Origin of the sequence: Escherichia sp. E2562, from assembly GCF_005781075.1 — a bacterium.
Classification (GTDB): domain Bacteria; phylum Pseudomonadota; class Gammaproteobacteria; order Enterobacterales; family Enterobacteriaceae; genus Escherichia.
This window is the reverse complement of record NZ_VATM01000008.1, coordinates 73,431-99,483: the sequence shown is the minus strand read 5'-3', so window position 1 is coordinate 99,483 and position 26,053 is coordinate 73,431. Positions and strand designations below refer to the sequence as shown.

The window sequence follows — 26,053 nt, the reverse complement described above, 5'->3', positions numbered from 1 at the left end:
CGGCAAACGTCGCATCTGACCAGATGCGACGTAAAAACCACAAATTACGGGCGATATACCTTCACATTCTTAAAGCCCTGCTCGCGCAGATAGAGCGCCTGCAAGCGGCTCATTACCCCGCGCTCACACCACAGCAGCCAGGTTTTGTTCTGGTCGAGATCGCCAAATTTGGTGCTCAGTTTATAGAACGGCAGAGAAACCACATCAATCCCTTCAACTTTCAGCGGCTTATCTTCCTGTTCATCGACAGAACGGATATCGAGGATCACGTCGTTCGGACCGAAGCCATTGACGGTTTCCACTTCCACCACTTCCTGCTCGGTCTGCTGGGCGATTTCGCGGATATCGACGTTATTCGCTTCCTCAACCACTTTATCGAGAATGCTGAAGTCGAACTTCTCTTCTTCCGCTTCAATCTTCGATTTAACCGCTTTCACCGTCGGGCTTTTGGAGATCACGCCGCAATATTCCGGCATCGTACGGGCAAAATCTTCGGTGCCAATCTGGTGGGCCAGGTTGATGATGTGCTCTTTGTCGTAAGAGATCAGCGGACGCAGGATCAGCGTATCGGAGACGTTATCAATCAGGCGCAGGTTGGTCAGCGTCTGGCTGGAAACCTGACCCAGTGCTTCGCCGGTGACTAGCGCCTGTACGCCGTAACGTTCAGCCACCTTAGACGCGGCACGCACCATCATACGTTTGAGGATAACGCCCATCTGACCGTCGTCGATTTTCTCGAGAATTTCCCCGACGACCGGTTCGAAATTAATGGCGACAAAACGCACGCGGTGGGAGCTGCCAAAGCGGTTCCACAGATAATGCGCCACCTGGCGAACGCCGATTTCATGCGCCGCGCCGCCGAGGTTAAAGAAGCAGTAATGCACACGGCAGCCGCGACGCATCAACATATAGCTGGATACACCGGAGTCGAAACCGCCGGAAATGAGCGACAGTACATCTTCCTGGGTGCCGATCGGGAAACCACCAATACCTTCGTAGCGACCTTTGATCAGCAGGAGACGATCGTCTTCCACTTCCAGATGGACAGTCACTTCCGGATTGGTCAGCTTCACGCGCGCGGATTCAATATGCTGATTTAAACCGCCGCCGACGTAACGTTCCACATCAATCGAACTAAAATCATGCTTACCGCGGCGCTTCACGCGCACGCAGAAGGTTTTGCCTTCCAACTGATCGCGATACTGAACCAACGCTTTCTCGAAAATATCGTGCATGTCGGTAAACGGCACGTCTTCAACTTCGAGAATATGGTGGATACCCGGAATACGGGTCAGGGCGTCGCGAATAGCCAGACGCTGGTTTTCATCTTTTGCGCGAACTTCGATGTTATCCCAGTGGCGGACGACAGCGAGCGTCTCATCATAGTGCTTTAAAACGTTACGAATGTTCCCGGTAAGGATTTTTATAAAGCGCAAGCGCACAGATTGGCTTTTGATGGTGATTTCCGGGAACAATTTAATGATAAACTTCATGGCGGCAATGGTTCGTTGGCAAGTCTTAAGCGACTTGTATAGGGAAAAATACAGCAGCCCACACCTGCGGCTGCATCCAGGCGCGGAAGTATACCACTAACATCGCTTTGCTGCGCACATCACCTTACCATTGCGCGTTATTTGCTATTTGCCCTGAGTCCGTTACCATGACGGGGCGAAAAATATTGAGAGTCAGACATTCATTATGCCGAAGAAAAATGAGGCGCCCGCCAGCTTTGAAAAGGCGCTGAGCGAGCTGGAACAGATTGTAACCCGCCTGGAAAGTGGCGACCTGCCGCTGGAAGAGGCGCTGAACGAGTTCGAACGCGGCGTGCAGCTGGCACGTCAGGGGCAGGCCAAATTACAACAAGCCGAACAACGCGTACAAATTCTGCTGTCTGACAATGAAGACGCCTCTCTAACCCCTTTTACACCGGACAATGAGTAATGGACTTTCCGCAGCAACTCGAAGCCTGCGTTAAGCAGGCCAACCAGGCGCTGAGCCGTTTTATCGCCCCACTGCCCTTTCAGAACACTCCCGTGGTAGAAACCATGCAGTATGGCGCATTATTAGGTGGTAAGCGCCTGCGACCTTTCCTGGTTTATGCCACCGGTCAAATGCTCGGCGTAAGTCTGAATACTCTGGACGCACCCGCCGCCGCCGTAGAGTGTATCCACGCTTACTCATTAATTCATGATGATTTACCGGCAATGGATGATGACGATCTGCGTCGCGGCTTGCCGACCTGTCATGTGAAGTTTGGCGAAGCGAACGCGATTCTCGCTGGCGACGCTTTACAAACGCTGGCGTTCTCGATTTTAAGCGATGCCGATATGCCGGAAGTGTCGGACCGCGACAGGATTTCGATGATTTCTGAACTGGCGAGCGCCAGCGGTATTGCCGGAATGTGCGGTGGTCAGGCATTAGATTTAGATGCGGAAGGCAAACACGTACCTCTGGATGCACTCGAGCGTATTCATCGTCATAAAACCGGCGCATTGATTCGCGCCGCCGTTCGCCTTGGTGCATTAAGCGCCGGAGATAAAGGACGTCGTGCTCTGCCAGTACTCGACAAGTACGCAGAGAGCATCGGCCTTGCCTTCCAGGTTCAGGATGACATCCTGGATGTGGTGGGAGATACTGCAACGTTGGGAAAACGCCAGGGTGCCGACCAGCAACTTGGTAAAAGTACCTACCCTGCACTTCTGGGTCTTGAGCAAGCCCGGAAGAAAGCCCGGGATCTGATCGACGATGCCCGTCAGTCGCTGAAACAACTGGCTGAACAGTCACTCGATACCTCGGCACTGGAAGCGCTAGCGGACTACATCATCCAGCGTAATAAATAAACAATAAGTATTAATAGGCCCCTGATGAGTTTTGATATTGCCAAATACCCGACCCTGGCACTGGTCGACTCCACCCAGGAGTTACGACTGTTGCCAAAAGAGAGTTTACCGAAACTCTGCGACGAACTGCGCCGCTATTTACTCGACAGCGTGAGCCGTTCCAGCGGGCACTTCGCCTCCGGGCTGGGCACGGTCGAACTGACCGTGGCGCTGCACTATGTCTACAACACCCCGTTTGACCAATTGATTTGGGATGTGGGGCATCAGGCTTATCCGCATAAAATTTTGACCGGACGCCGCGACAAAATCGGCACCATCCGTCAGAAAGGCGGCCTGCACCCGTTCCCGTGGCGCGGCGAAAGCGAATATGACGTTTTAAGCGTCGGGCATTCATCAACCTCCATCAGTGCCGGAATTGGTATTGCGGTTGCTGCCGAGAAAGAAGGCAAAAATCGCCGCACCGTCTGTGTAATTGGCGATGGCGCGATTACCGCTGGCATGGCGTTTGAAGCGATGAATCACGCGGGCGATATCCGTCCTGATATGCTGGTGGTCCTCAACGACAATGAAATGTCGATTTCCGAAAATGTTGGCGCGCTCAACAACCATCTGGCGCAGCTGCTTTCCGGTAAGCTTTACTCTTCGCTGCGCGAAGGCGGGAAAAAAGTTTTCTCTGGCGTGCCGCCAATTAAAGAGCTACTCAAACGTACCGAAGAACATATTAAAGGCATGGTAGTGCCTGGCACATTGTTTGAAGAGCTGGGCTTTAACTACATCGGCCCGGTTGACGGTCACGATGTGCTGGGGCTTATCACCACACTTAAGAACATGCGCGACCTGAAAGGCCCGCAGTTCCTGCATATCATGACCAAAAAAGGTCGTGGTTATGAACCGGCAGAGAAAGACCCAATCACTTTCCACGCCGTGCCTAAATTTGATCCCTCCAGCGGTTGTTTGCCGAAAAGTAGCGGCGGCCTGCCGAGCTATTCAAAAATATTTGGCGACTGGCTGTGCGAAACGGCAGCGAAAGACAACAAGCTGATGGCGATTACTCCGGCGATGCGTGAAGGCTCCGGCATGGTCGAGTTTTCACGTAAATTCCCGGATCGCTACTTCGACGTGGCGATTGCCGAGCAACACGCGGTGACCTTTGCTGCGGGTCTGGCGATTGGTGGATACAAACCCATTGTCGCGATCTACTCCACCTTCCTGCAACGCGCCTATGATCAGGTGCTGCATGACGTGGCAATTCAAAAGCTTCCGGTCCTTTTCGCCATCGACCGTGCGGGCATTGTTGGTGCTGACGGTCAAACCCATCAGGGTGCTTTTGATCTCTCTTACCTGCGCTGCATTCCGGAAATGGTCATTATGACCCCGAGCGATGAAAACGAATGTCGCCAGATGCTCTATACCGGCTATCACTATAACGATGGCCCGTCAGCGGTGCGCTACCCGCGCGGCAACGCGGTCGGCGTGGAGCTGACGCCACTGGAAAAACTGCCAATTGGCAAAGGCATTGTGAAGCGTCGTGGCGAGAAACTGGCGATCCTTAACTTTGGTACGCTGATGCCAGAAGCGGCGAAAGTCGCCGAATCGCTGAACGCTACGCTGGTCGATATGCGTTTTGTGAAGCCGCTTGATGAAGCGTTAATTCTGGAAATGGCCGCCAGCCATGAGGCGCTGGTTACCGTTGAAGAAAACGCCATTATGGGTGGTGCAGGCAGCGGCGTGAACGAAGTGCTAATGGCCCATCGTAAACCAGTACCCGTGCTGAACATTGGCCTGCCGGATTTCTTTATTCCGCAAGGAACTCAGGAAGAAATGCGCGCCGAACTCGGCCTCGATGCCGCCGGTATGGAAGCCAAAATCAAGGTCTGGCTGGCATAATCCCTACTCCACTCCTGCTATGCTTAAGAAATTATTCATAGACTCTAAATAATTCGAGTTGCAGGAAGGCGGCAAACGAGTGAAGCCCCAGGAGCTTACATAAGTAAGTGACTGGGGTGAACGAATGCAGCCGCAGCACATGCAACTTGAAGTATGACGAGTATAGCAGGAGTGGCAGCATGCAATACAACCCCTTAGGAAAAACCGACCTTCGCGTTTCCCGACTTTGCCTCGGCTGTATGACCTTTGGCGAGCCAGATCGCGGTAATCACGCATGGACACTGCCGGAAGAGAGCAGCCGTCCCATCATTAAACGCGCGCTGGAAGGCGGCATAAATTTCTTTGATACCGCCAACAGTTATTCTGACGGCAGCAGCGAAGAGATCGTCGGTCGCGCACTGCGGGATTTCGCCCGTCGTGAAGACGTGGTCGTTGCCACCAAAGTGTTCCATCGCGTTGGTGATTTACCGGAAGGATTATCCCGTGCGCAAATTTTACGCTCTATCGACGACAGCCTGCGCCGTCTCGGCATGGATTATGTCGATATCCTGCAAATTCATCGCTGGGATTACAACACGCCGATCGAAGAGACGCTGGAAGCCCTGAACGACGTGGTAAAAGCCGGGAAAGCACGTTATCTCGGCGCGTCATCAATGCACGCTTCGCAGTTTGCTCAGGCACTGGAACTACAAAAACAGCACGGCTGGGCGCAGTTTGTCAGTATGCAGGATCACTACAATCTGATTTATCGTGAAGAAGAGCGCGAGATGCTGCCACTGTGTTATCAGGAGGGCGTGGCGGTGATTCCGTGGAGCCCGCTGGCACGGGGACGTCTGACTCGTCCGTGGGGAGAAACCACTGCACGGCTGGTGTCTGATGAGGTTGGGAAAAATCTCTATAAAGAAAGCGATGAAAATGACGCGCAGATCGCAGAGCGGTTAACGGGCGTCAGTGAAGAACTTGGTGCGACACGAGCACAAGTTGCGTTGGCCTGGTTGTTGAGTAAGCCGGGCATTGCCGCGCCGATTATCGGAACTTCGCGGGAAGAACAGCTTGATGAACTACTGAACGCGGTGGATATCACGTTGAAACCGGAACAGATTGCCGAACTGGAGACACCCTATAAACCGCATCCGATAGTGGGATTTAAATAGGTATGCAGGCCTGATAAGACGCAACAAGCGTCACATCAGGCTCTGGTGCAAAACTATGACAGAAGACCCAACGGCCAGTGATGACCGATAAAGTACAGGATGCCTGCGGAAATCACCCCGGCGACAATATCATCGATCATGATCCCCATGCCGCCATGCACATTGCGATCAAACCAACGGATCGGCCACGGTTTCCACATATCCAGAATACGGAAAATCACAAACCCGGCGGCGACCCACTGCCAGTCATTGGTCGGCAGCGCCATCAGAGTGATCCACATGCCGATAAATTCGTCCCAGACAATGCTGCCATGATCGTGCACGCCCATATCTTTCGCGGTCTGATGACAAAGATAAACGCCAATACAGATCCCCAGCATGACTACCAGCGAATAAAGCTGCCAGGGTAAAAAGGTCATCAGATACCAGAACGGAATCGCCGCCAGCGATCCCATCGTGCCAGGAACAATCGGGCTTAATCCACTTCCGAATCCGACAGCAAGCAAATGCCACGGATTACTCATCTTCAGGCGACTTTTCGCGACATCTTTATGGCGTGGCAAAATGGTCATATCCTTTCCAGTCTAACGTGACAGGTTCGCCGTCACGAATAAAACAAAGCCCTTCGATATCGGCGGTCATTTGCCCGATACAGGTAAACGGTACGCCCAAGTGTCCGAGAGCCACATCCAGCGCGCCACGGTTCAGTTCCGGCACAGTGAAACACAACTCGTAATCTTCGCCACCAGAGAGCGCCCAGCGCAGCGCCTGTTCCGGTTCAACATGACGTGAAAGTGCGTCAGAGAATGGTAACAACGCCAGGTCAATGCGTGCGCCGCAGTCGCTGGCTTTCACGATATGCCCGAGATCGGAAATCAGACCGTCAGAGAGATCGATGGCTGAATTTGCCAGATCGCGCAATGCCTGCCCCTGTAAAATACGCGGCGACGGACGGAGGTGACGTTTGCTCAAGTAGTCAGCATCTTTGCAATCCGCCACGTGGAGACGATTTTGCAAAATCGCCAGCCCGGCGGCGCTATCGCCCGGTGTACCGGTCACATAAATCCAGTCACCCGGCTTCGCCCCTGAGCGCGTTAAGGCTCGTCCCATCGGAACAAAGCCGTGGATACCCAACGTCATTGATAATGGCCCACGCGTGGTGTCGCCGCCAATGAGTTGCATATCGTAATAATTGAGGAGCTCAAACAAACTGTCGCTGAAGGACTCAAGCCACGATTCGTCTACGTCCGGTAAAGTTAATGCCAGCGTCAACCAGGCCGGATCGGCGCCCATCGCTGCCAGATCGCTTAGGTTTACCGCCAGTGCTTTATATGCCAGATCCGCAGGATCGATATCAGGGAGAAAATGGTTGCCCGCCACCAGCGTATCAGTGCTGATCGCCAGGGTCTGTTTCTCGGGGATATTGAGAAGTGCGCAATCGTCGCCAATGCCAAGTTCGACATCAAGACGAGAGCTTCTTACACGGTCAAAATAACGGGCAATCAGGGAGAACTCGCCACATGCCATACGTTATGCCTCAGCAGGTAAAAAAGAAAAGGCCGGCGAGTGCGGAACTGTTTTTCCGTTACTCTGCCGGCCTGGATATCACTTTTTGTTAGGGCGAATCACAGGTGCTGCTTTATCCAGTACGCCATTGACGAACTTATGGCTGTCTTCTGCGCCGAACGATTTCGCCAGTTCGATCGCTTCGTTAATGGCCACTTTGTACGGCACATCGCTACGTTTAGACAACTCGTACAGCGCAATGCGCAGTACCGCTTTTTCTACCTGGCCCAGCTCTTCCAGCAGGCGAGACAGATATGGCTTCATCAGTCCGTCGAGGTATGCGGTGTTAGTCGCCACCCCGGCCAGCAGCTCACGGAAGTACAGGATGTCAACGTCTTTTACATCCTGTTCAGCCAGGAACTGGTATTCAACATCAGCGATGTCGTTCTGGGACAACTGCCAGGAGTAGAGCGCCTGGACGGCACACTCACGAGCGCGGCGACGAGCAGCAGGTTTCACGGATTTCCCCTTACTAATTTCAGGCCTTGATGGCTTTCAATACATTAATCATTTCAAGCGCGGTCAGTGCAGCTTCTGCACCTTTGTTACCAGCTTTGGTGCCAGCACGTTCGATCGCTTGTTCAATGCTTTCAGTGGTCAAAACCCCAAAAGCAACCGGAATTTCGCTGTCCTGGGCAACATGCGCCAGGCCGTTGCTTGCACCACCAGCGACATATTCAAAGTGGGCAGTGCCACCACGAATAACCGTCCCCAGCGCAATCACCGCGTCGTATTTACCGGTTTTAGCCAGTGCACCCGCCGCCAGCGGCAGCTCATAGGCACCTGGCACCCAAACAACGGTAATGTTTTCATCTTTTACCTGACCGATACGTTTCAGTGCGTCAATTGCACCTTCCAGCAGGCTGTCATTGATAAAGTTGTTGAAACGCGCAATGGTGATGGCGACGCGAGCGTCCGGGGTAGCAACGTTAGCTTCAATAATGTTCATTTTCTTCCTTCGGGTTCGAGTATGGCCCCGCAGGGGGGCGGATTTTAGCATAATATTTCGTGCGCTGCTTCCCTTTCGAGCCGGGAGATCATGCACCCACTAAATGCAGGCAAACATCCGGGCCTACATGACGTATCTCTTTGAATTTAAATTGGGGCGCGTCGGCTAATTTCTCAAGCCCCGGCAGCGTACATAATCCGCGGGCGTCGCTGCCTAATAGTTTAGGTGCGATATAGACAATCAGCTCATCGACTAAACCCGCCTGTAGCAATGCGCCAGCGAGCGTTGGCCCCGCTTCCACCCAGATACTGTTAATCTGTTGCTTGCCGAGTTGCATCATCAGCACAACCAGATCCAGATGACCTTTATGCTCTGGAATCAGCAAAGTACGCACCGTTTCCGGCCATTCACGAGAATCTTCCTGCGTACGCGCGAACCAGGTTTCGCCCGGCTGTTGCACGATGCGGTGTTCCGGCGTCACGCGATTTTGGCTATCAATCACAATACGTACCGGCTGACGGAGATTTTGTTGCGGATAGAGCGCCTGAGTGTGTTCATCCAGTTCAGACCAACGCACCGTTAAGGCTGGATCGTCCGCCAGCACCGTGGCGCTGCTGGTTAAAATGGCATGACTTTGCGCACGCAGTCGTTGTACATCGCGTCGAGCCTGAGGTGAAGTGATCCACTGGCTTTCACCGCTGGCCATCGCAGTGCGGCCATCTAGCGACGCGCCGAGTTTCAACTGTATATAAGGAAAGCCGGTGCGCATGCGCTTGAGGAAGCCTTTATTCAATTGCTCGGCTTCGCTCATCATCAGGCCGTGGCTGACGTCAATGCCAGCTTGTTGCAAACGGTAAAGTCCACGCCCAGCGACCTGCGGATTAGGGTCCTGCATCGCAGCCACAACGCGCACCACGCCAGCAGCAATTAATGCGTCACAACACGGTGGCGTACGACCATGATGACTACAAGGTTCGAGTGTCACATACGCCGTTGCGCCTTTGGCTTTTTCACCTGCCATGCGCAACGCGTGTACCTCTGCATGCGGTTCGCCCGCGCGGTGATGGTAACCTTCACCGACAATTTCGCCATCTTTCACAATGACGCAACCGACATTCGGGTTAGGGTGAGTGGTGAAGCGCCCTCGTTGCGCCAGCTTTAGCGCCCGCGCCATGTATAACTCGTCCTGCACGGTTTAATCCTCCAGGCGCGCAATCTCTTCGCCAAATTCTTTGATATCTTCAAAACTGCGATAGACAGAGGCAAAACGGATATAGGCGACTTTATCGAGCTTTTTCAATTGCTCCATCACCAGATTGCCAATCATTTTGCTCGGCACTTCGCGCTCACCGGTGGCGCGGAGTTGCGATTTAATATGGTTGATCGCCATTTCGACGTCATCGGAACTCACCGGACGTTTTTCCAGCGCCCGCAGCATTCCGCTACGCAATTTTTCTTCATTAAACGGTTCGCGCACGTCGTTGCTTTTCACGACACGCGGCATAACCAGTTCCGCAACTTCAAAAGTAGTGAAACGTTCATTACACACCAGACACTGCCGACGGCGGCGTACGGAAGAGCCCTCGCTCACGAGACGAGAGTCAATTACCTTAGTGTCCACGGCGAAACAGAATGGGCAATGCATACGGCGTCCTGACCAGGTGGTTAATAGAAATCTATTTTACCCTGAACTGACGATACAACAAAGGCGCAACGCTTTTGAGATAAAGGATCGATGCTTTCACGGCTTTAAGCCTCTACCATTAGGCTAATTGTGACGAGAAAGGGACGACCTATGAACATTAAAGTATGTTTTCGACTATTCCTGCTGGGAAGCCTGTTCAGCCTGAGCGCCTGCGTACAGCAAAGCGAAGTGCGCCAGATGAAACACAGCGTCAACACGTTGAATAAAGAGATGACTCAGCTCAACAAAGAAACCGTCAAAATCACCCAGCAAAATACGCTGAACGCAAAATCCAGCAGTGGGGTTTACCTGTTGCCTGGAGCAAACACACCGGCACGGCTGGAAAGCCAAATTGGCACTTTACGTATGTCGCTGGTGAATATTACGCCAATTGCAGATGGCACCACTCTGACGCTGCGTATTCAGGGTGAGTCCAATGATCCCTTACCCGCTTTCAGCGGAACCGTTGAATATGGGCAAATTCAGGGAACAATCGACAGCTTTCAGGAAATCAATGTGCAGAATCAATTGATTAACGCGCCGGCCAGCCTCCTCGCGCCCAGTGATGTTGACATTCCGTTACAGTTAAAGGGCATTTCTGTGGATCAGTTAGGCTTTGTACGCATCCACGACATTCAACCTGTTATGCAGTAAACGTTTTTCGGGGCGTTTTGTGCGTCCCGCAACATCCTCCCCCATCATTTTGTTACTCTGCTTACATCACCCAGATTGATAGTAAAAGTTTGCAACAAGGATGAAAGTCAGTACAATTCCCGCCCGAATATGTGTATTCGTGAACGCAATCGATTACGTAAATGATAGAACTGTGAAATACAACATATTTTTGTGAGCAATGATTTTTATAATAGGCTCCTCTGTATAGGAAATATTTAGAAACGCAATTTGCGCCTTTTTCACTCCCGTAAGGGATTTTCAAACAGTGGCATACATATGAAAAAAACATTACTGGCAGCCGGTGCGGTACTGGCGCTCTCTTCGTCTTTTACTGTCAACGCAGCTGAAAACGATAAACCGCAGTACCTTTCCGACTGGTGGCACCAGAGCGTTAACGTAGTAGGTAGCTATCACACTCGTTTCGGACCGCAGATCCGTAACGATACTTACCTGGAGTATGAAGCATTCGCTAAAAAAGACTGGTTCGATTTCTATGGTTACGCGGATGCGCCGGTATTCTTCGGCGGTAACTCCGATGCCAAAGGTATCTGGAACCACGGTTCTCCGCTGTTTATGGAAATCGAACCGCGTTTCTCCATCGATAAGCTGACCAATACTGACCTTAGCTTCGGTCCGTTCAAAGAGTGGTACTTCGCGAACAACTACATTTACGACATGGGCCGTAACAAAGATGGTCGCCAGAGCACCTGGTATATGGGTCTGGGTACTGACATTGACACTGGCCTGCCGATGAGCCTGTCCATGAACGTGTATGCGAAATACCAGTGGCAGAACTACGGCGCAGCGAACGAAAACGAGTGGGACGGTTACCGTTTCAAAATTAAATACTTTGTGCCGATTACCGATCTGTGGGGCGGTCAGCTGAGCTACATCGGCTTCACCAACTTCGACTGGGGTTCCGATCTGGGTGATGACAGCGGTAACGCAATCAACGGTATTAAGACGCGCAGCAATAACTCCATCGCTTCCAGCCATATTCTGGCGCTGAACTACGATCACTGGCACTACTCTGTCGTTGCACGTTACTGGCATGACGGTGGTCAGTGGAACGATGATGCAGAGCTGAACTTCGGTAACGGCAACTTCAACGTTCGCTCTACCGGCTGGGGTGGTTACCTGGTGGTAGGTTACAACTTCTGATTGTGAAAATGCCGGGATTTATTCCCGGCATTTCAGATTGTCGGCAACGTGCGCTTTGTTCATGCCGGATGCGGAGTAAACGCCTTATCTGGTCTACAAAAGCACGAAAATTCAATACATTGCTGAGATTACGTAGGCCTGACAAGCGTAGCGTATCAGGCAATTTTTCGTTTGTCACAAAGCTCAAATAGCGGATTTTATATCCGGCATTTTTTATTACTTCTTCTTATTCATCATCGCTTTTAAATCAGCAAACGGGTTGTATTTCGCTTCACCGACATCTTTCTGCGCATCTTCCCCTGCGATAACCGTCGTACCATACTGATCCGCTTCGGTATATTTCGAATGCTCATGATCATGGCAATAGAGACAAAGCAATTCCCAGTTACTACCATCTTCCGGATTATTGGTATGGTCGTGATCAATATGGTGAACGGTAAGTTCACGCAGGTTGGAATAGACAAACTCGCGGGAACAGCGACCGCAGACCCACGGATAGAGTTTTAATGCTTTTTCGCGATAGCCGCTTTCTAACCGCGCATAGTTTTTTGGGATGATAGCCATGAAAAGTTACCTGGATGAAATGTAGGGTTACGCGCAGTTTCCCAAGATGCGGGGATTTTCGCAATCTCCATACATCAAAAAAATCCCGATCTTCTGACCGGGATTTTCAACATCAACGGGAACTTGATTAAGGCAGAATTGACGGCTGGTCCGCCCCTTCTTTTTCCACTTTCTGTTGCAGCATATGCTCACGCTTCATACCCAGTTTCAGGGCCAGCGCAGATGCAACATAGATGGAAGATGCGGTACCGATGGTTACACCAATCAGCATGGTCAGCGAGAAGCCTTCCAGCACCGGGCCACCAAAGAGATACAGCATCAGGATAACCATCAAGGTGGTACCGGATGTGATCAAGGTACGGTGCAGCGTCTGGGTCAAGGACACGTTAAAGATTTCGTAAGGCGTACCGCGACGGATTTTGCGGAAGTTTTCACGAATACGGTCCGATACCACGATACTGTCGTTAAGCGAGTAACCGATAACCGACATCAACGATGCCACAATGGTCAGGTCAATCTCGATATGGAATAACGACAAAATACCCAGCGTAATGATAACGTCGTGCGCCAGCGCGATTACTACCCCTGCCGCCAGTCGCCACTCAAAGCGGAAACCGACATATACAAGGATAGACAGCAGTGCCGCCATCAGCGCCATCGCACCGGTTTGCGCAAGGTCTGCCCCTACGCTCGGACCGACGAACTCAATACGCTTCACCGCCGCGTTCTGATTGGTAGCTTCGTTAATCACCTTCAGAACTTTGCTGCCCAGCACCTGACCACCGGTTTCGCCTTCAGCTGGCGGCATGCGGACCATGATGTCGTGGCTGCTACCGAAGTTTTGCAGCATCGGCTCTTCAAAGCCCGCTTTCTGCAATGCATCACGCATTACATCGATTTCAGCCGGTTTTTCAAGCGTAATTTCAATAACCGTACCACCGGTGAAATCCAGCCCCCAGTTAAAACCGCGCACGCCCATAATGACGATCGCGGCGATTAACAGCAGACCAGAGATGCCGAAAGCCCAGTAGTCCCAGCGCATAAAGTCATAGACTTTACGGCCGTGGTTTAGTTGTTCAACAGTATATTCCTGTGCCACATCGCACTCCTCAGATTGACAGCTTCTTGACGCGCTTGCCGCCATATAGCAGGTTTACGATGGCACGCGTACCGACAATCGCGGTAAACATCGACGTCGCCACACCGATACCGGTAGTAATCGCGAACCCTTTAATTGCCCCGGTACCCACTGCGTACAGGATGATGACTTTAATCAGCGTGGTGATGTTCGCATCGAAGATGGAACTGAACGCGCCACGATAACCTTCATCAATTGCCTGCTGAACAGTACGCCCGTTGCTTAACTCTTCTTTAATACGTTCGTTGATCAGTACGTTCGCATCGACCGCTACCGCAAGGGTTAAGACGATACCCGCGATCCCCGGCATACTCAGCGTCGCGCCAGGCAGCAGCGACATAATGCCGACAATCAAGATCAAGTTCGCAATCAGAGCACTGGTCGCAATCAGACCAAACTTCTTATAGAAGATGATCATGAACAGAATAGAAACCAGCAGACCGGCGAGACATGCCTCCAGCCCCTGTTCAATGTTCTGCATACCCAGGGTCGGACCAATGGTACGTTCTTCAACAATCTGAATCGGTGCAATCAACGCACCGGCACGCAGCAGCAGCGACAGCTGACGCGCTTCGTTCGGGTTGTTGATACCAGTGATACGGAAGCTGTTACCCAGACGAGACTGGATATTCGCGATGTTAATCACCTCTTCCTGTTTCACCAGAACCGCACGACCATTAGCATCTTTCTTACCGCTGTCTTTATACTCCACAAACAGGGTCGCCATCGGTTTGCCGATGTTGTCCTTAGTGAAGTTAGACATGATGTTACCACCTGCGCTGTCGAGCGAGATGTTAACCTGCGGCTGGTTGTATTCGTCCTGGCTGGAAGTGGAATCGGTGATATGGTCACCGGTCAGAATCACGCGTTTGTACAGCACAACCGGCTGACCTTCGCGGGTCTGTTTCACTTCAGAGTCGCCCGGTACGCGTCCAGATGCAGCAGCAGCCTGGTCAACGTTGGTATTCACCAGACGGAATTCCAGCGTCGCGGTAGCGCCAAGAATTTCTTTCGCACGTGCAGTATCCTGAATACCTGGCAGCTCAACGACAATGCGGTCTGCGCCCTGACGTTGTACTACAGGCTCCGCCACACCAAGCTGGTTTACACGGTTACGCAGGATGTTAATGTTCTGCTGCACCGCATATTCACGCGCTTCACTGAGACGCGCATCGCTCATGACCGCACGCAGCTGGTTGCTACCCTGGCTGCTAATGACCAGATCGGGATGACGCTTGCTCAGATATGCAATGGCTTCATCACGGGCGTTGCCATCGCGGAAAGTGATGCTCAGACCGTAATTATTTTCTTTACGAACAGTGGTATACGGGATGCCTTTTTCACGCAGATCGCTGCGCAGGCTATCGATATTTTGTTCCTGGAGTTTGCCAAGCGCAGTGTCCATATCCACTTCCATCAGGAAGTGAACGCCGCCACGCAAGTCAAGACCGAGCTTCATCGGCTCAGCGTGAATAGCTGCCAGCCAGCGCGGCGTGGCCGGGGCAAGGTTAAGCGCCACGACATATTTGTCACCCAGAATGCCCATTAATGCTTCACGGGCGCGTAGCTGGGTGTCAGTGGAGTCGAAGCGCGCAAGAATAGCGCCCTCTTCCAGCGCCACAGACTTAGCAGTTATTTTTTCTTCTTGTAACGTTTTCTGGACCTGGATCAGCGTTTGCTCACTGGCGGCGACTCCGCGCGCGCCAGTGATCTGAACAGCCGGATCCTCACCAAACAGGTTGGGAAGCGCATACAGCAGACCGATGACAATCACCACGATCAGCATGACGTACTTCCACAAAGGATAACGGTTTAACACGGCAATTCCCTTAGGGAAAAATTTTAATTACAGCGCCTTCATGGTGCCTTTCGGCAGAACGGCGGCTACGAAGTCACGTTTAATAACTACTTCAGTGGTGTCATTCAGCGCGATAGCAATGTAGCCGTTTTCTGCTACTTTGGTTACGCGACCGACCAGGCCACCGTTCGTCAGCACTTCATCACCTTTCGCGATGGAGTCCATCAGCTTTTTGTGTTCTTTGGTGCGCTTCTGCTGTGGGCGCAGGATCATGAAATAGAAAATCAGACCGAATACCACCAGCATCAAAATCAAAGACATCGGGCTACCTTGTGCCGGAGCACCCGTTGCCGCTACCGCATCAGAAATAAAAAAGCTCATTAAATTTCCCTCATTATTAATATTAATCAACGTTCAAAGGTGGTACTTCTCGCCCCTGACGCTGGTAAAAATCAGCTACGAAGCTCTCTAATTTACCCTCTTCAATAGCCTTGCGTAAACCCGCCATCAAACGCTGGTAGTAACGAAGGTTATGAATGGTGTTGAGTCGCGCGCCTAATATTTCGTTGCAACGGTCGAGATGATGCAAGTAGGCACGTGAATAATTGCGACAGGTGTAGCAATCACACTCAGGATCGAGCGGGCCAGTGTCGCTCTTATACTTCGCATTGCGGATTTTCACCACGCCATCGGTCACGAACAGATGACCGTTACGCGCATTACGTGTTGGCATTACGCAGTCAAACATATCGATACCGCGGCGCACGCCTTCAACCAGGTCTTCCGGTTTACCAACGCCCATCAGGTAACGTGGTTTGTCTGCCGGAATTTGCGGGCACACATGCTCCAGGATACGGTGCATATCTGCTTTCGGCTCACCCACTGCCAGACCGCCGACAGCGTAGCCATCAAAACCGATATCTACCAGACCTTTAACAGAGATATCACGTAAATCTTCGTAAACGCTGCCCTGAATGATACCAAAGAGCGCATTTTTGTTGCCGAGGCTGTCAAAACGCTCGCGGCTACGCTTCGCCCAACGCAGCGACATCTCCATAGAGCGCTTCGCGTAATCCCAGTCAGCAGGATACGGCGTACACTCGTCAAAAATCATGACGATGTCTGAGCCAAGATCGTATTGAATCTCCATCGATTTTTCGGGATCGAGGAAAATCGGGTCGCCGTTGATGGGGTTACGGAAGTGCACGCCCTGTTCGGTGATTTTACGGATATCGCCAAGACTGAAGACCTGGAAGCCGCCGGAGTCGGTAAGGATCGGGCCTTTCCACTGCATGAAATCGTGCAGATCGCCATGCAGTTTCATGATTTCCTGACCCGGGCGCAGCCACAGGTGGAAGGTGTTACCCAGAATAATTTGCGCGCCAGTGGCTTCAACTTCTTCCGGCGTCATCCCTTTTACGGTGCCGTAGGTGCCAACAGGCATAAAACAAGGCGTTTCCACTACGCCACGATCGAAGACCAGGCGGCCACGGCGTGCGCGACCGTCGGTGGTGTCCAGTTCAAATTTCATTTTTTCTCCACTACGTCAGAAAAACAGTCCAACGTTTAAACCAGCGCCGCGGAATTACTCCCCGACGCGCTCATTAATTGCCTGCGGATTGTACGTGATAAACATCGCATCACCGTAACTAAAAAAGCGATATTTCTCTTCTACTGCTGCTTTATAGGCGTTCATGGTGTGTTGATAACCGGCAAATGCGGAAACCAGCATAATCAGCGTTGACTCCGGCAGATGGAAGTTAGTCACCAGCGCATCGACTACTTTGTACTGGAAGCCGGGATAGATAAAGATTTGTGTATCATCGAAAAACGGTTCAATCAGATCGTTTTTCGCCGCCTGGGCCGCGCTCTCAAGCGAGCGAACAGAGGTGGTGCCAACCGCTATCACCCGGTTACCACGCGCTTTCGCAGCCAGCACTGCGTCAACCACATCCTGCGGCACTTCTGCATATTCCGAGTGCATGATGTGGTCTTCAATGGTGTCGACGCGTACCGGCTGGAAGGTACCCGCCCCCACATGCAGGGTCACGAATGCCATCTCCACGCCTTTGGCGCGTAATTTTTCCAGCAGCGGTTCGTCAAAGTGCAGTCCGGCGGTCGGTGCTGCTACCGCGCCTGGTTTTTCGCTATAAACCGTTTGATAAAGTTCGCGGTCTGCATCTTCGTCCGGACGGTCGATGTACGGCGGCAGTGGCATATGGCCGATGCTGTTGAGAATATCCAGCACCGAGCGCTCATCGTTAAATTCGACTTCAAACAGCGCGCCGTGACGAGCGGTCATTGTTGCTTTGATGCTTTCGTCATCGCCCAGCAGTAGCTCCGCGCCCGATTTTGGCGCTTTCGAGGCGCGAATATGCGCAAGAATGCGTTTGTCGTCGAGCATCCGCTCAACCAGCACTTCAATTTTACCGCCGCTAGCTTTTCGCCCAAACAGACGCGCCGGGATCACGCGGGTATTGTTAAAAACCAGAAGATCTCCGGGGTTGAGCTTGTCGAGTAAATCGGTGAAAGTACCATGCGTCAGCGCGCCCGTCGGCCCGTCCAGCGACAGTAAACGACAGCTACTGCGTTCAGGCATGGGATAGTGGGCAATCAGGGATTCGGGCAATTCAAAGGAGAAATCGGTAACGCGCATGACACTGACTCAGACTAAAATAAGAGGCGGGTAGTCTAGTGCCGGGGCGCTCTCCCTGCAACCTTTACCCCCCTTTGGATAGAATATAATCGATGAATTTTTTAGCTCACCTGCATTTAGCCCATCTCGCTGAAAGTTCGCTTTCCGGCAATTTACTGGCTGATTTTGTTCGCGGAAATCCTGACGAAAGTTTTCCGCCCGACGTGGTTGCAGGTATTCATATGCATCGGCGTATCGATGTGTTAACCGACAATCTGCCGGAAGTCCGCGAAGCGCGGGAGTGGTTTCGCAACGAAACTCGCCGCGTTGCGCCTATTACGCTGGATGTGATGTGGGATCACTTTCTTTCCCGCCACTGGTCGCAGCTGTCGCCGGACTTTCCGCTACAGGAATTTGTCTGTTATGCCCGCGAACAAGTGATGACGATTTTGCCGGACTCACCGCCGCGCTTTATCAATCTGAATAATTACTTATGGTCAGAGCAATGGCTGGTGCGCTATCGCGATATGGATTTCATCCAGAGCGTGTTAAACGGCATGGCAAGCCGTCGCCCACGTCTGGATGCTCTGCGTGACTCCTGGTACGATTTAGACACCCATTACGACGCCCTTGAAACCCGCTTCTGGCAATTTTATCCGCGGATGATGGAGCAGGCGTCACGCAAAGCGTTGTAGGGTATTAATTCATCCACACCGTGGCTGATATCGCGGGCAACGTCAGGATCTCATCGACCAGTTGTCCGTTCCCTTCTTTGCATTGCCATTGCGCGACATTAAGCAACGGCGATGCGGGTAGCACCACTTCACACGCTTCACCACGGTTGATTGCCACTAGCACACGCTGCTGATTGAGCACACGCACAAACACCACCACGTTATCTTCCGCATACAACACCTGACAGCCGCCACGACGCAATGCCAGGCTCTTCTTACGCAGCGCAATCATTCGCTGGTACAGCGCGAATAGTTCCGTATCTTGTTTTTCCGGGTCCCAGGGAAACGGTTTACGACAAAATGGATCGTTATTGCCGTCCAGCCCCACTTCATCGCCGTAATAAATACACGGTACACCAGGCCAGGTGAACAGCCAGACGACCGCCAGTGGCAGACGCGCAACATCCCGTCCGAGTAACGTTTTAAATCGCGCGGTATCGTGACTATCGAGCTGGTTAAACATACGCAGTTGCTGTTGATGAGAAAGCCCGGCACGGTAATTGTCCATCCAGGTCATACAGATTTGAGCGTCAATCTGCTGCGGATCGTAAGAGATATCGGTATTAGCGAGAAAGCCCCACAGCGGAAAAGTAAAGCCCCGATAGTTCATCGATGCATCTTCCACATCGGCCTGTAACCATTGCCGCGCATCGCCAAAATATTCACCGACAATGTACGCTTCTGGCTGGGTTTCTTTCGCCGCCTCAGTGATGCCAGCGACATGCTGCAAATTATTGCGCGCCCCACCCGCTTCCCCCAGCATATGCACCACATCCAGTCGCCAGCCGTCCATATTCCACGGCGCTTTCAGCCAGTGACGGACAATGCTGTCTTCACCGCGATAAATTTCATTCACCAGACTTTCCGACTGATAATCCAGTTTTGGCAGGCTGGCATAGCCCAGCCAATCGAGCGCCGTGCCGTCATCGCGAAACGAGTACCAGTCGCGCCAGGGCGATTCGGGGTTATGGCAAGCGCCGCCCGTCCCGCGATTGTGCCTGTCAAACCAGGCATGAGAATCGCCACTGTGGTTAAACACGCCGTCCAGCATCAGGCGCATTCCTTGCTGCTGCGTGTTGTCTCTCAAACGCAGCAACGCCCCGTCGCCGCCAAACTGCGGATCGACGTGGCGATAATCTTCGGTATCGTATTTATGCACGCTGGGTGCTTTAAACACCGGATTAAGATACAGCGCCGTCACGCCGAGCTTTTTCAGGTACGGCAGTTTTTCGCTTATCCCGTCCAGATCGCCGCCATAGAACGTTGATCCGCCCGCCTGTGCCGTGACCGGTTCATCCCAGTCACGCAATATGATTTTCCGCCCGGCGGCGTGATGATAATAGACATGATCCTGATCGGCATTACGAGGCAGACTCCGGGCAAAACGATCCGGGAAGATCTGATAAAAAATCTGATCCGCCGCCCATTGTGGTCCGATATCCGGCACATCGACGGCAAACTGTTCCAGCCGCGCAGGTGGTATTGGGCTGAAACCTTGCGGCGTAAACCAACGCTGGCGATCGTGCCACAGCAATTTGAAACTGTAGCGCCGCCGTGGTTGCCCGGTGGCGAGAGAGAGCGCTCCCCGCCACGCCGTCACACCAGGCTGCGGCTGGCTGCGCTGTTTATGCATCGGTATTGATGTTTCTTCGTTATCGTTTTCCATGCGCAACATAATGCGCTGTGGCGGCTCTTCGCCCGTCAGCCACAGCGTAATGAGCAGTTGATCTTTGCTTTGCTTAACAAACGGGGGCACCGGCAGGTGCCATGCATTTAACATCATAATTCCCCTGTGATGAAAATGTGTTCACCTTGCCATAGCCTAATGCAGGATCACTCATCATCTGAAGGATATTTGGGGGATGAGGATGGGGGTGGATAACTTTCGGAATAGCCGGATCAGGTTTTGCTCCTGATCCGGCGACAAAAAGCAGGAATTAGTGGTTTTCTGCCAGCTGGCGATCGTGGCGGCGTTTAAACATCCAGCCAATCAACAGCACCACAATCCACGCAAAACCAACGTACAGAGAGATACGCGTTTCAGGGTGATAACCGATCAGTCCGATGATAAAGACCAGGAAAACCAGCCCAGTGATGGTCGTTGCCACCCCGCCAGGAACTTTAAATTTCAGCGCTTTAACTTCTTCTGGCGGCAGGCGGCGACGGAAGGCAATCTGCGACAGCAGGATCATAATCCACACCCACACGGTAGCGAAGGTCGCCAGCGAGGCAATCACCAGGAAGACGTTTTCCGGCATGATGTAGTTCAGATACACCGCAAACAGCAGCGCGGTAGTCATGACCAGCACCGTGACCCACGGAATACCGCGACGCGACGTTTTGCTGAAAATTTTCGGCGCACTGCCCTGCTCTGCCATGCCGTGCAGCATACGGCCTACACCAAACACGTCGCTGTTAATTGCCGACAAAGAGGCTGTCAGCACAACGAAGTTAAGAATGCTGGCGGCAAAGGTAATCCCCAAATGCTGGAACGTCAGCACGAACGGGCTACCTGCAGTACCTACCTGATTCCACGGATAGATAGACATAATGACGAACAGCGTACCAACATAGAAAACCAGAATACGCATCGGCACTGAGTTAATCGCGCGCGGAATAGACTTCTCCGGCTCTTTCGCTTCACCGGCGGTAATACCAATAATTTCAATACCACCGTAGGCAAACATCACCATTTGCAACGACATCACCATGCCAAGCCAGCCGTTACTGAAGAAGCCGCCGTTGCTCCACAGGTTATGGATACCGGTCGGTTGCCCGCCGTTGCCAATCCCCCAAATGATGATACCGAAACCAGCAACGATCATGATGATAATGGTGGCGACTTTAAAGAACGAGAACCAGAACTCCAGCTCGCCGAACACTTTCACGCTCATCAGGTTGATGGCACAAATGATCAGCACCACGCTCAACACCCATATCCAGTGCGGCACCGTCGGGAACCAGACGCCCATATAGATACCGAAAGCGGTCACATCGGCGATGGCGACAATAAGGATTTCAAAGCAGTAGGTCCAGCCGGTGATATAACCTGCCAGCGGGCCAAGGTTTTCCTGCGCATAACGCGAGAAAGAGCTGGCAGCCGGGTTATGTACCGACATTTCTCCCAGCGCACGCATAATGATATACGCCGCGACACCACCGATAATATAGGCCAACAACACGCTCGGTCCGGCCATTTTGATGGCGTCCGCCGAACCGTAAAACAACCCGGTGCCAATTGCTGAACCCAGTGCCATAAAGCGTATGTGTCGGGTACTTAGCCCACGCTTTAGTTTGTTCTTACTTTCCATCAATTCCTAACCCATCAACACAATAAAAAACCACGGGGCATCGCAGCCCCGTGGTTAAAACAAATTTACAGTGATTTAGTGGGCGCTGGAGGTCACCTGACGACCTGCTGCGCGATCCCAGATAATGGCCAGAACCACCATCACCACCGTTGGCATTAACCACGCCAGACCTTGTTCGGCCAGCGGTAAACGCTGCGCCCAGGACGGTAAAATATCGCTGAATGCAGATGCTTTGATCCCGTCGAGAATACCAAAAAGCAGGCTGATAAACATCGGCGGAGCAATCACGCGGGACGAATTATGCCACCATGAGCGTGTAAAACTTAATACAACCAGTGCGATACACGGCGGATAAATGGCAGTCAGCACCGGTACAGAGATCTGAATCAGCTGGCTTAAGCCCAGATTAGAGACCACCATCGAGAAGCCGCCGAGGATAAACACCAGCGTACGGTATGAGAGCGGGATGTATTGAGCGAAGAATTCCGCACAAGCGCAGGTCAAGCCAACCGCCGTTACCAGACAAGCGATGAAGATTAACGCCGCCAGCAGGAAGCTACCGCCGCCGCCAAAGGTGTGCTGAACGTAAGCATGCAGAATAGCGGCACCGTTCGCGGATTGATCAACCAGCGACGCGCTGTCTGAACCCAGACGGAACAGCGCCAGGTACAGCAGAGTCAAACCAACGCCCGCCATCAGGCCAGCCCAGACAGTATAACGGGTCAGCAGACGCGCTTCGGTAACGCCGCGAGAACGCGCCGCGTTAACAATAACGATACCAAACACCATCGCGCCCAGCGTATCCATGGTCAGATAGCCGTTAACGAAGCCGTTAGAAAACGCAGCGTTTTGATAAGCCTCAGTTGCCGTGCTGATAGAACCCGCAGGCCAGACAATCGCGGCAACAGACAGGATGACCAGCGCGATAATTTTCAGCGGCGCAAGGAAGTTGCCCACGGTATCCAGCAGCTTGCCCGGATAGAGCGAAACCAGAATAACGATAGCGAAATAGACCAGGCTGTAGATAAACAGCGGCAGTGCGGAGTCACCCGTCAGCGGCGCAATGCCCACTTCAAAGGAGACTGTTGCCGTACGCGGTGTTGCAAACAGCGGCCCTACCGCCAGGTAGCAGACTGTTGCCAACAGCACGCCTGCGACTTTACCGATTGGTGTGCTCAGACTGTCAACGCCGCCGCCAACTTTCGCCAGCGCCACTACCGTTAATACCGGCAGACCAACGGCAGTAATGAGGAAGCCGAATGCCGCAGTCCAGACGTGTTCGCCTGCCTGCAAGCCGACCATAGGAGGGAAAATAATGTTACCTGCGCCAACGAACAACGCAAATGTCATAAAGCCCAGAGCGATGATATCGCGCGATCTTAACTGATGGGTCATAAATCATACTGCCTGTGGATGTGGTGTTGTAACGTTAAATTTTGTGCCAATCCCTGGGGATGATACAGCGGTATATTTAAACAATTTTAGCGGGAAATACTCCCAACCAGGCGCGGCGAAGAATAGTTTTTCGATTTACCGCGTGAATGCAGTCAGTATGACAGCACCTGAAGCGCAATTTAAACGCTTATAACGTTTTAAAGCAAGGAGGGATCTAAAAACCAGAGGGATATAACGATAAGAAATCACAAACCAGTATAAAACACTATTTCCGTGAAAAAGATATGGCTTATCATGCGAACAAAAAATCACCATACATTGTAAAATTCAGCGCCCGTTTTTTGACTGCAAAGAAAAAAAGCCAGCATCGGCTGGCTTATGGCAACAAAAAATGACAAAGGCGGATTAATCGCTATTTTTGGCAATTAAACGTTCCGGCAGAACAAAACTGAAACGCGTACCTTTGCCCACCGTACTTTCAATACTGAGCCGGCTTTCATGATGATTTACCGCATGCTTCACGATCGCTAACCCCAACCCGCTACCGCCAGTTTGTCGGGAACGCGCTTTATCAACGCGATAAAAACGCTCGGTCAGGCGCGGAATATGCTCCGGTGCGATGCCCGGTCCATTATCTTCAACACTAAATTCGGCACCGTGCGGCACTCGCTGCCAGCGTACGGTGATATGCGTACCTTCCGGCGTATGATTCACGGCGTTATAGACCAGATTCGAAATCGCACTGCGTAACTGGTCTTCGCTGCCAGACACTTTGAGGCCGTTATCAATCTCAAAGGTAAGTGTCTGTTTTTGCTGGCTCAGCGTCTGAGCTTCACGCTCAACGACGCGCAGCATCATCGGCACATCAACCTTCTCATTCAGCAACTGCGTCGGCGCGGCTTCAATTTTCGACAAGGTCAGTAACTGCTTCACCAGCCCTTCCATCCGCTGAGTCTGCTCACGCATGGTGTGCAACGCTTTTTCGCGTACCGCGCCTTCCAGCGGCTGCTCATCCATCATCTCCAGGTAACCCTGTAACACCGTCAATGGCGTGCGTAACTCATGGCTTACGTTGGCAAAAAAGTTGCGTCGCGCCCCTTCCAGTTGATGCATTTGCGTGACATCTCGCGCCACCATCAGCAACTGTTTATGGGTATAAGGCATGACACGAATTTCCAGATGCCGCCCGGTGTTGAGCACCAGATTGAGCGGGCGAGAAAAATCACGCGTTTTCAGATATTGCGTAAACTCCGGATAACGCAGCAGGTTAAGGATGTTCTGCCCGTTATCTTCCGGCCAGCGCAGACCAAGAATTTGTTGCGCCAGACCGTTACACCAGAAAATCCCACCCTCTTCCGTGGTCAGCACCACCGCATCGGGTAGCGACTCCGCGCCGCTACGAAAGCGTTTGATAAGATTACCCAGCTCGCGGCGGCGTTTTTTATTACGCAGTTGCATCTGGTGTAAACCGTACAGCAGCGGTTCCCAGCTACCACGCCCCGGTGGCGGGGTCATACTGCGATCCACCCACAGCCACCATGAAAGGCGCAATAAATTCCAGAAATGCCAGATAAGCAGTCCTGTTACCGATGCCAGCAAAAACCAGGGCAGGTAACCAAAAAATGCACCCAGGATGAAAGCCGGGAGGCAGCAAAGTAGCAGCTCCAGCACCAGCCTTTTCCACGACAGCCGTTCCAGCACGTAAGATACTCCAGTTAAGAAATCATAAGCCCTGCTCTGCGTCCGATGAGCAAGGCGCTAAAAGCGGGTTGAAAAACGATATCCTGTACCGCGCACGGTCTGCACCATGCGGTCATGCCCGCCGGGTTCCAGTGCTTTACGCAGGCGGCGAATGTGGACATCGACCGTGCGGTCTTCTACATATACGTTGGTTCCCCAGACGTGATTTAGCAGTTGCTCGCGACTGTACACGCGCTCGGGATGCGTCATAAAAAAGTGCAGCAGTTTAAATTCAGTCGGCCCCATCTCCAGCGGTTCTTCGCCCGCCATCACCCGGTGAGATGTAGGGTCGAGACTTAGCCCCTGCATCTCAATCACCTCTTCCACCGCCATCGGCGATATACGGCGCATTACCGCTTTGATTCGCGCCACCAGCTCCTTCGGCGAAAACGGCTTGGTGATATAGTCATCCGCACCGGTTTCAAGGCCGCGCACGCGATCTTCTTCTTCCCCTCTGGCGGTCAACATCACAACCGGAATATCACGGGTCATCGACTCGCGCTTGAGGTGTTTGATGAACTGGATACCGGAGCCGCCGGGTAACATCCAGTCGAGGAGAATTAAATCCGGCCAGGGTTCATTCAGTTGGTTCACAGCACTGTCATAATCTTCCGCTTCGACCGGCTGGAAGCCATTTTGCTCGAGCACGAAGCAGACCATTTCGCGAATTGGAGCTTCATCTTCTACGACCAGAATACGTCTCGCCATGATTTGCCCTGTTGTAATAAATAGATTGCGATCATTAATGCGACGTCATTATGCGTCAGATTTATGACAGATTTATGAAAAGCACGCCGCACATCCTTTCAGGTTATTGATTTC

The 26,053-nt window shown here is 52.3% G+C and carries 25 protein-coding genes; 7 read left to right on the top strand and 18 right to left on the bottom strand.

Translation table 11 applies throughout. The features are described from left to right. Positions 1-44: 44 nt before the first annotated feature. The gene (gene thiI, locus FEK43_RS13605; protein ID WP_135406147.1) at positions 45-1,493 is read right to left on the bottom strand and encodes a tRNA uracil 4-sulfurtransferase ThiI; all 1,449 of its coding nucleotides are present in this window, start codon (positions 1,491-1,493) and stop codon (positions 45-47) included. Between the two features lie 205 nt (positions 1,494-1,698). Here thiI and xseB point away from each other — a divergent pair, with 205 nt between their 5' ends. From xseB to yajO, 4 genes are all read left to right on the top strand, one after another. Further along, positions 1,699-1,941 carry an exodeoxyribonuclease VII small subunit gene (xseB, locus tag FEK43_RS13600; RefSeq protein ID WP_001124935.1) on the top strand — a complete coding sequence of 81 codons (243 nt, stop codon included), beginning with the start codon at positions 1,699-1,701 and terminating at the stop codon, positions 1,939-1,941. Then, positions 1,941-2,840, top strand: a complete 900-nt coding sequence (gene ispA, locus FEK43_RS13595; protein ID WP_130206240.1) for a (2E,6E)-farnesyl diphosphate synthase — start codon at positions 1,941-1,943, stop codon at positions 2,838-2,840. The genes xseB and ispA overlap by 1 nt, the downstream gene beginning before the upstream one ends. A gap of 24 nt (positions 2,841-2,864) precedes the next feature. Continuing rightward, a complete protein-coding gene (gene dxs, locus FEK43_RS13590) occupies positions 2,865-4,727 on the top strand; it encodes a 1-deoxy-D-xylulose-5-phosphate synthase (protein WP_123178148.1) in 1,863 nt (620 codons plus the stop codon). Between the two features lie 179 nt (positions 4,728-4,906). Next, positions 4,907-5,881, top strand: coding sequence for a 1-deoxyxylulose-5-phosphate synthase YajO (gene yajO / locus FEK43_RS13585; protein ID WP_135406146.1), 975 nt, complete (start codon positions 4,907-4,909; stop codon positions 5,879-5,881). Between the two features lie 53 nt (positions 5,882-5,934). On the opposite strand, the gene pgpA is transcribed toward yajO, so the two are convergent. The 6 genes from pgpA to nrdR form a co-directional block, all read right to left on the bottom strand. Further along, on the bottom strand, positions 5,935-6,453 hold the full coding sequence (gene pgpA / locus FEK43_RS13580) for a phosphatidylglycerophosphatase A (RefSeq protein ID WP_130223239.1): 519 nt from the start codon (positions 6,451-6,453) through the stop codon (positions 5,935-5,937). Beyond that, positions 6,431-7,408, bottom strand: coding sequence for a thiamine-phosphate kinase (thiL, locus tag FEK43_RS13575; RefSeq protein WP_130206236.1), 978 nt, complete (start codon positions 7,406-7,408; stop codon positions 6,431-6,433). The genes pgpA and thiL overlap by 23 nt, the downstream gene beginning before the upstream one ends. Before the next feature lie 78 nt (positions 7,409-7,486). After that, positions 7,487-7,906 (bottom strand): transcription antitermination factor NusB, encoded by a 420-nt coding sequence (nusB, locus tag FEK43_RS13570; RefSeq protein ID WP_000801121.1) that lies wholly within the window; start codon positions 7,904-7,906, stop codon positions 7,487-7,489. A gap of 19 nt (positions 7,907-7,925) precedes the next feature. Next, the gene (gene ribE / locus FEK43_RS13565) at positions 7,926-8,396 is read right to left on the bottom strand and encodes a 6,7-dimethyl-8-ribityllumazine synthase (RefSeq protein WP_001021161.1); all 471 of its coding nucleotides are present in this window, start codon (positions 8,394-8,396) and stop codon (positions 7,926-7,928) included. An 88-nt stretch (positions 8,397-8,484) separates the two neighbouring features. Then, positions 8,485-9,588 carry a bifunctional diaminohydroxyphosphoribosylaminopyrimidine deaminase/5-amino-6-(5-phosphoribosylamino)uracil reductase RibD gene (gene ribD / locus FEK43_RS13560; RefSeq protein WP_130206234.1) on the bottom strand — a complete coding sequence of 368 codons (1,104 nt, stop codon included), beginning with the start codon at positions 9,586-9,588 and terminating at the stop codon, positions 8,485-8,487. Between the two features lie 3 nt (positions 9,589-9,591). Then, positions 9,592-10,041, bottom strand: coding sequence for a transcriptional regulator NrdR (nrdR, locus tag FEK43_RS13555; RefSeq protein WP_064527125.1), 450 nt, complete (start codon positions 10,039-10,041; stop codon positions 9,592-9,594). Between the two features lie 150 nt (positions 10,042-10,191). Between nrdR and FEK43_RS13550 the strand changes: the two genes are divergently transcribed. Both FEK43_RS13550 and tsx read left to right on the top strand, forming a co-directional pair. Beyond that, a complete protein-coding gene (locus FEK43_RS13550; RefSeq protein ID WP_130206232.1) occupies positions 10,192-10,734 on the top strand; it encodes a DUF3251 domain-containing protein in 543 nt (180 codons plus the stop codon). Between the two features lie 297 nt (positions 10,735-11,031). Continuing rightward, positions 11,032-11,916: a nucleoside-specific channel-forming protein Tsx gene (tsx, locus tag FEK43_RS13545; RefSeq protein ID WP_116836751.1), complete on the top strand. Its 885-nt coding sequence runs from the start codon at positions 11,032-11,034 to the stop codon at positions 11,914-11,916. Between the two features lie 216 nt (positions 11,917-12,132). Here the strand turns inward: tsx and yajD are convergent, their stop codons facing one another. The 6 genes from yajD to queA all read right to left on the bottom strand — a co-directional run bounded on the left by yajD (position 12,133) and on the right by queA (position 18,072). Further along, positions 12,133-12,480 (bottom strand): HNH nuclease YajD, encoded by a 348-nt coding sequence (gene yajD / locus FEK43_RS13540; protein ID WP_000974823.1) that lies wholly within the window; start codon positions 12,478-12,480, stop codon positions 12,133-12,135. A gap of 127 nt (positions 12,481-12,607) precedes the next feature. Beyond that, positions 12,608-13,579 (bottom strand): protein translocase subunit SecF, encoded by a 972-nt coding sequence (secF, locus tag FEK43_RS13535; RefSeq protein WP_130206230.1) that lies wholly within the window; start codon positions 13,577-13,579, stop codon positions 12,608-12,610. Positions 13,580-13,589: 10 nt separating this feature from the next. Continuing rightward, entirely contained in the window at positions 13,590-15,437 is a 1,848-nt protein-coding gene (gene secD / locus FEK43_RS13530; RefSeq protein WP_130206228.1) for a protein translocase subunit SecD, read from the bottom strand. A 27-nt stretch (positions 15,438-15,464) separates the two neighbouring features. Then, on the bottom strand, positions 15,465-15,797 hold the full coding sequence (yajC, locus tag FEK43_RS13525) for a preprotein translocase subunit YajC (RefSeq protein ID WP_000007629.1): 333 nt from the start codon (positions 15,795-15,797) through the stop codon (positions 15,465-15,467). A gap of 22 nt (positions 15,798-15,819) precedes the next feature. Further along, positions 15,820-16,947, bottom strand: coding sequence for a tRNA guanosine(34) transglycosylase Tgt (gene tgt, locus FEK43_RS13520; RefSeq protein ID WP_000667317.1), 1,128 nt, complete (start codon positions 16,945-16,947; stop codon positions 15,820-15,822). Between the two features lie 54 nt (positions 16,948-17,001). Beyond that, positions 17,002-18,072 (bottom strand): tRNA preQ1(34) S-adenosylmethionine ribosyltransferase-isomerase QueA, encoded by a 1,071-nt coding sequence (gene queA / locus FEK43_RS13515; RefSeq protein ID WP_135406145.1) that lies wholly within the window; start codon positions 18,070-18,072, stop codon positions 17,002-17,004. A 92-nt stretch (positions 18,073-18,164) separates the two neighbouring features. Between queA and acpH the strand changes: the two genes are divergently transcribed. Continuing rightward, positions 18,165-18,746, top strand: coding sequence for an ACP phosphodiesterase (acpH, locus tag FEK43_RS13510; RefSeq protein ID WP_130223247.1), 582 nt, complete (start codon positions 18,165-18,167; stop codon positions 18,744-18,746). A 4-nt stretch (positions 18,747-18,750) separates the two neighbouring features. Here the strand turns inward: acpH and malZ are convergent, their stop codons facing one another. The 5 genes from malZ to phoB form a co-directional block, all read right to left on the bottom strand. Further along, entirely contained in the window at positions 18,751-20,568 is a 1,818-nt protein-coding gene (gene malZ / locus FEK43_RS13505; RefSeq protein WP_135406144.1) for a maltodextrin glucosidase, read from the bottom strand. A 154-nt stretch (positions 20,569-20,722) separates the two neighbouring features. After that, positions 20,723-22,096 carry a proline-specific permease ProY gene (gene proY, locus FEK43_RS13500; protein ID WP_130223251.1) on the bottom strand — a complete coding sequence of 458 codons (1,374 nt, stop codon included), beginning with the start codon at positions 22,094-22,096 and terminating at the stop codon, positions 20,723-20,725. Positions 22,097-22,171: 75 nt separating this feature from the next. Continuing rightward, positions 22,172-23,491, bottom strand: coding sequence for a branched-chain amino acid transporter carrier protein BrnQ (brnQ, locus tag FEK43_RS13495; RefSeq protein WP_130206217.1), 1,320 nt, complete (start codon positions 23,489-23,491; stop codon positions 22,172-22,174). 405 nt (positions 23,492-23,896) lie between these two features. Then, the gene (gene phoR, locus FEK43_RS13490) at positions 23,897-25,192 is read right to left on the bottom strand and encodes a phosphate regulon sensor histidine kinase PhoR (protein WP_138158592.1); all 1,296 of its coding nucleotides are present in this window, start codon (positions 25,190-25,192) and stop codon (positions 23,897-23,899) included. 57 nt (positions 25,193-25,249) lie between these two features. Continuing rightward, complete coding sequence (phoB, locus tag FEK43_RS13485; protein ID WP_000113933.1) at positions 25,250-25,939, bottom strand: phosphate response regulator transcription factor PhoB; 690 nt, start codon at positions 25,937-25,939, stop codon at positions 25,250-25,252. Between the last annotated feature and the right edge of the window lie 114 nt (positions 25,940-26,053).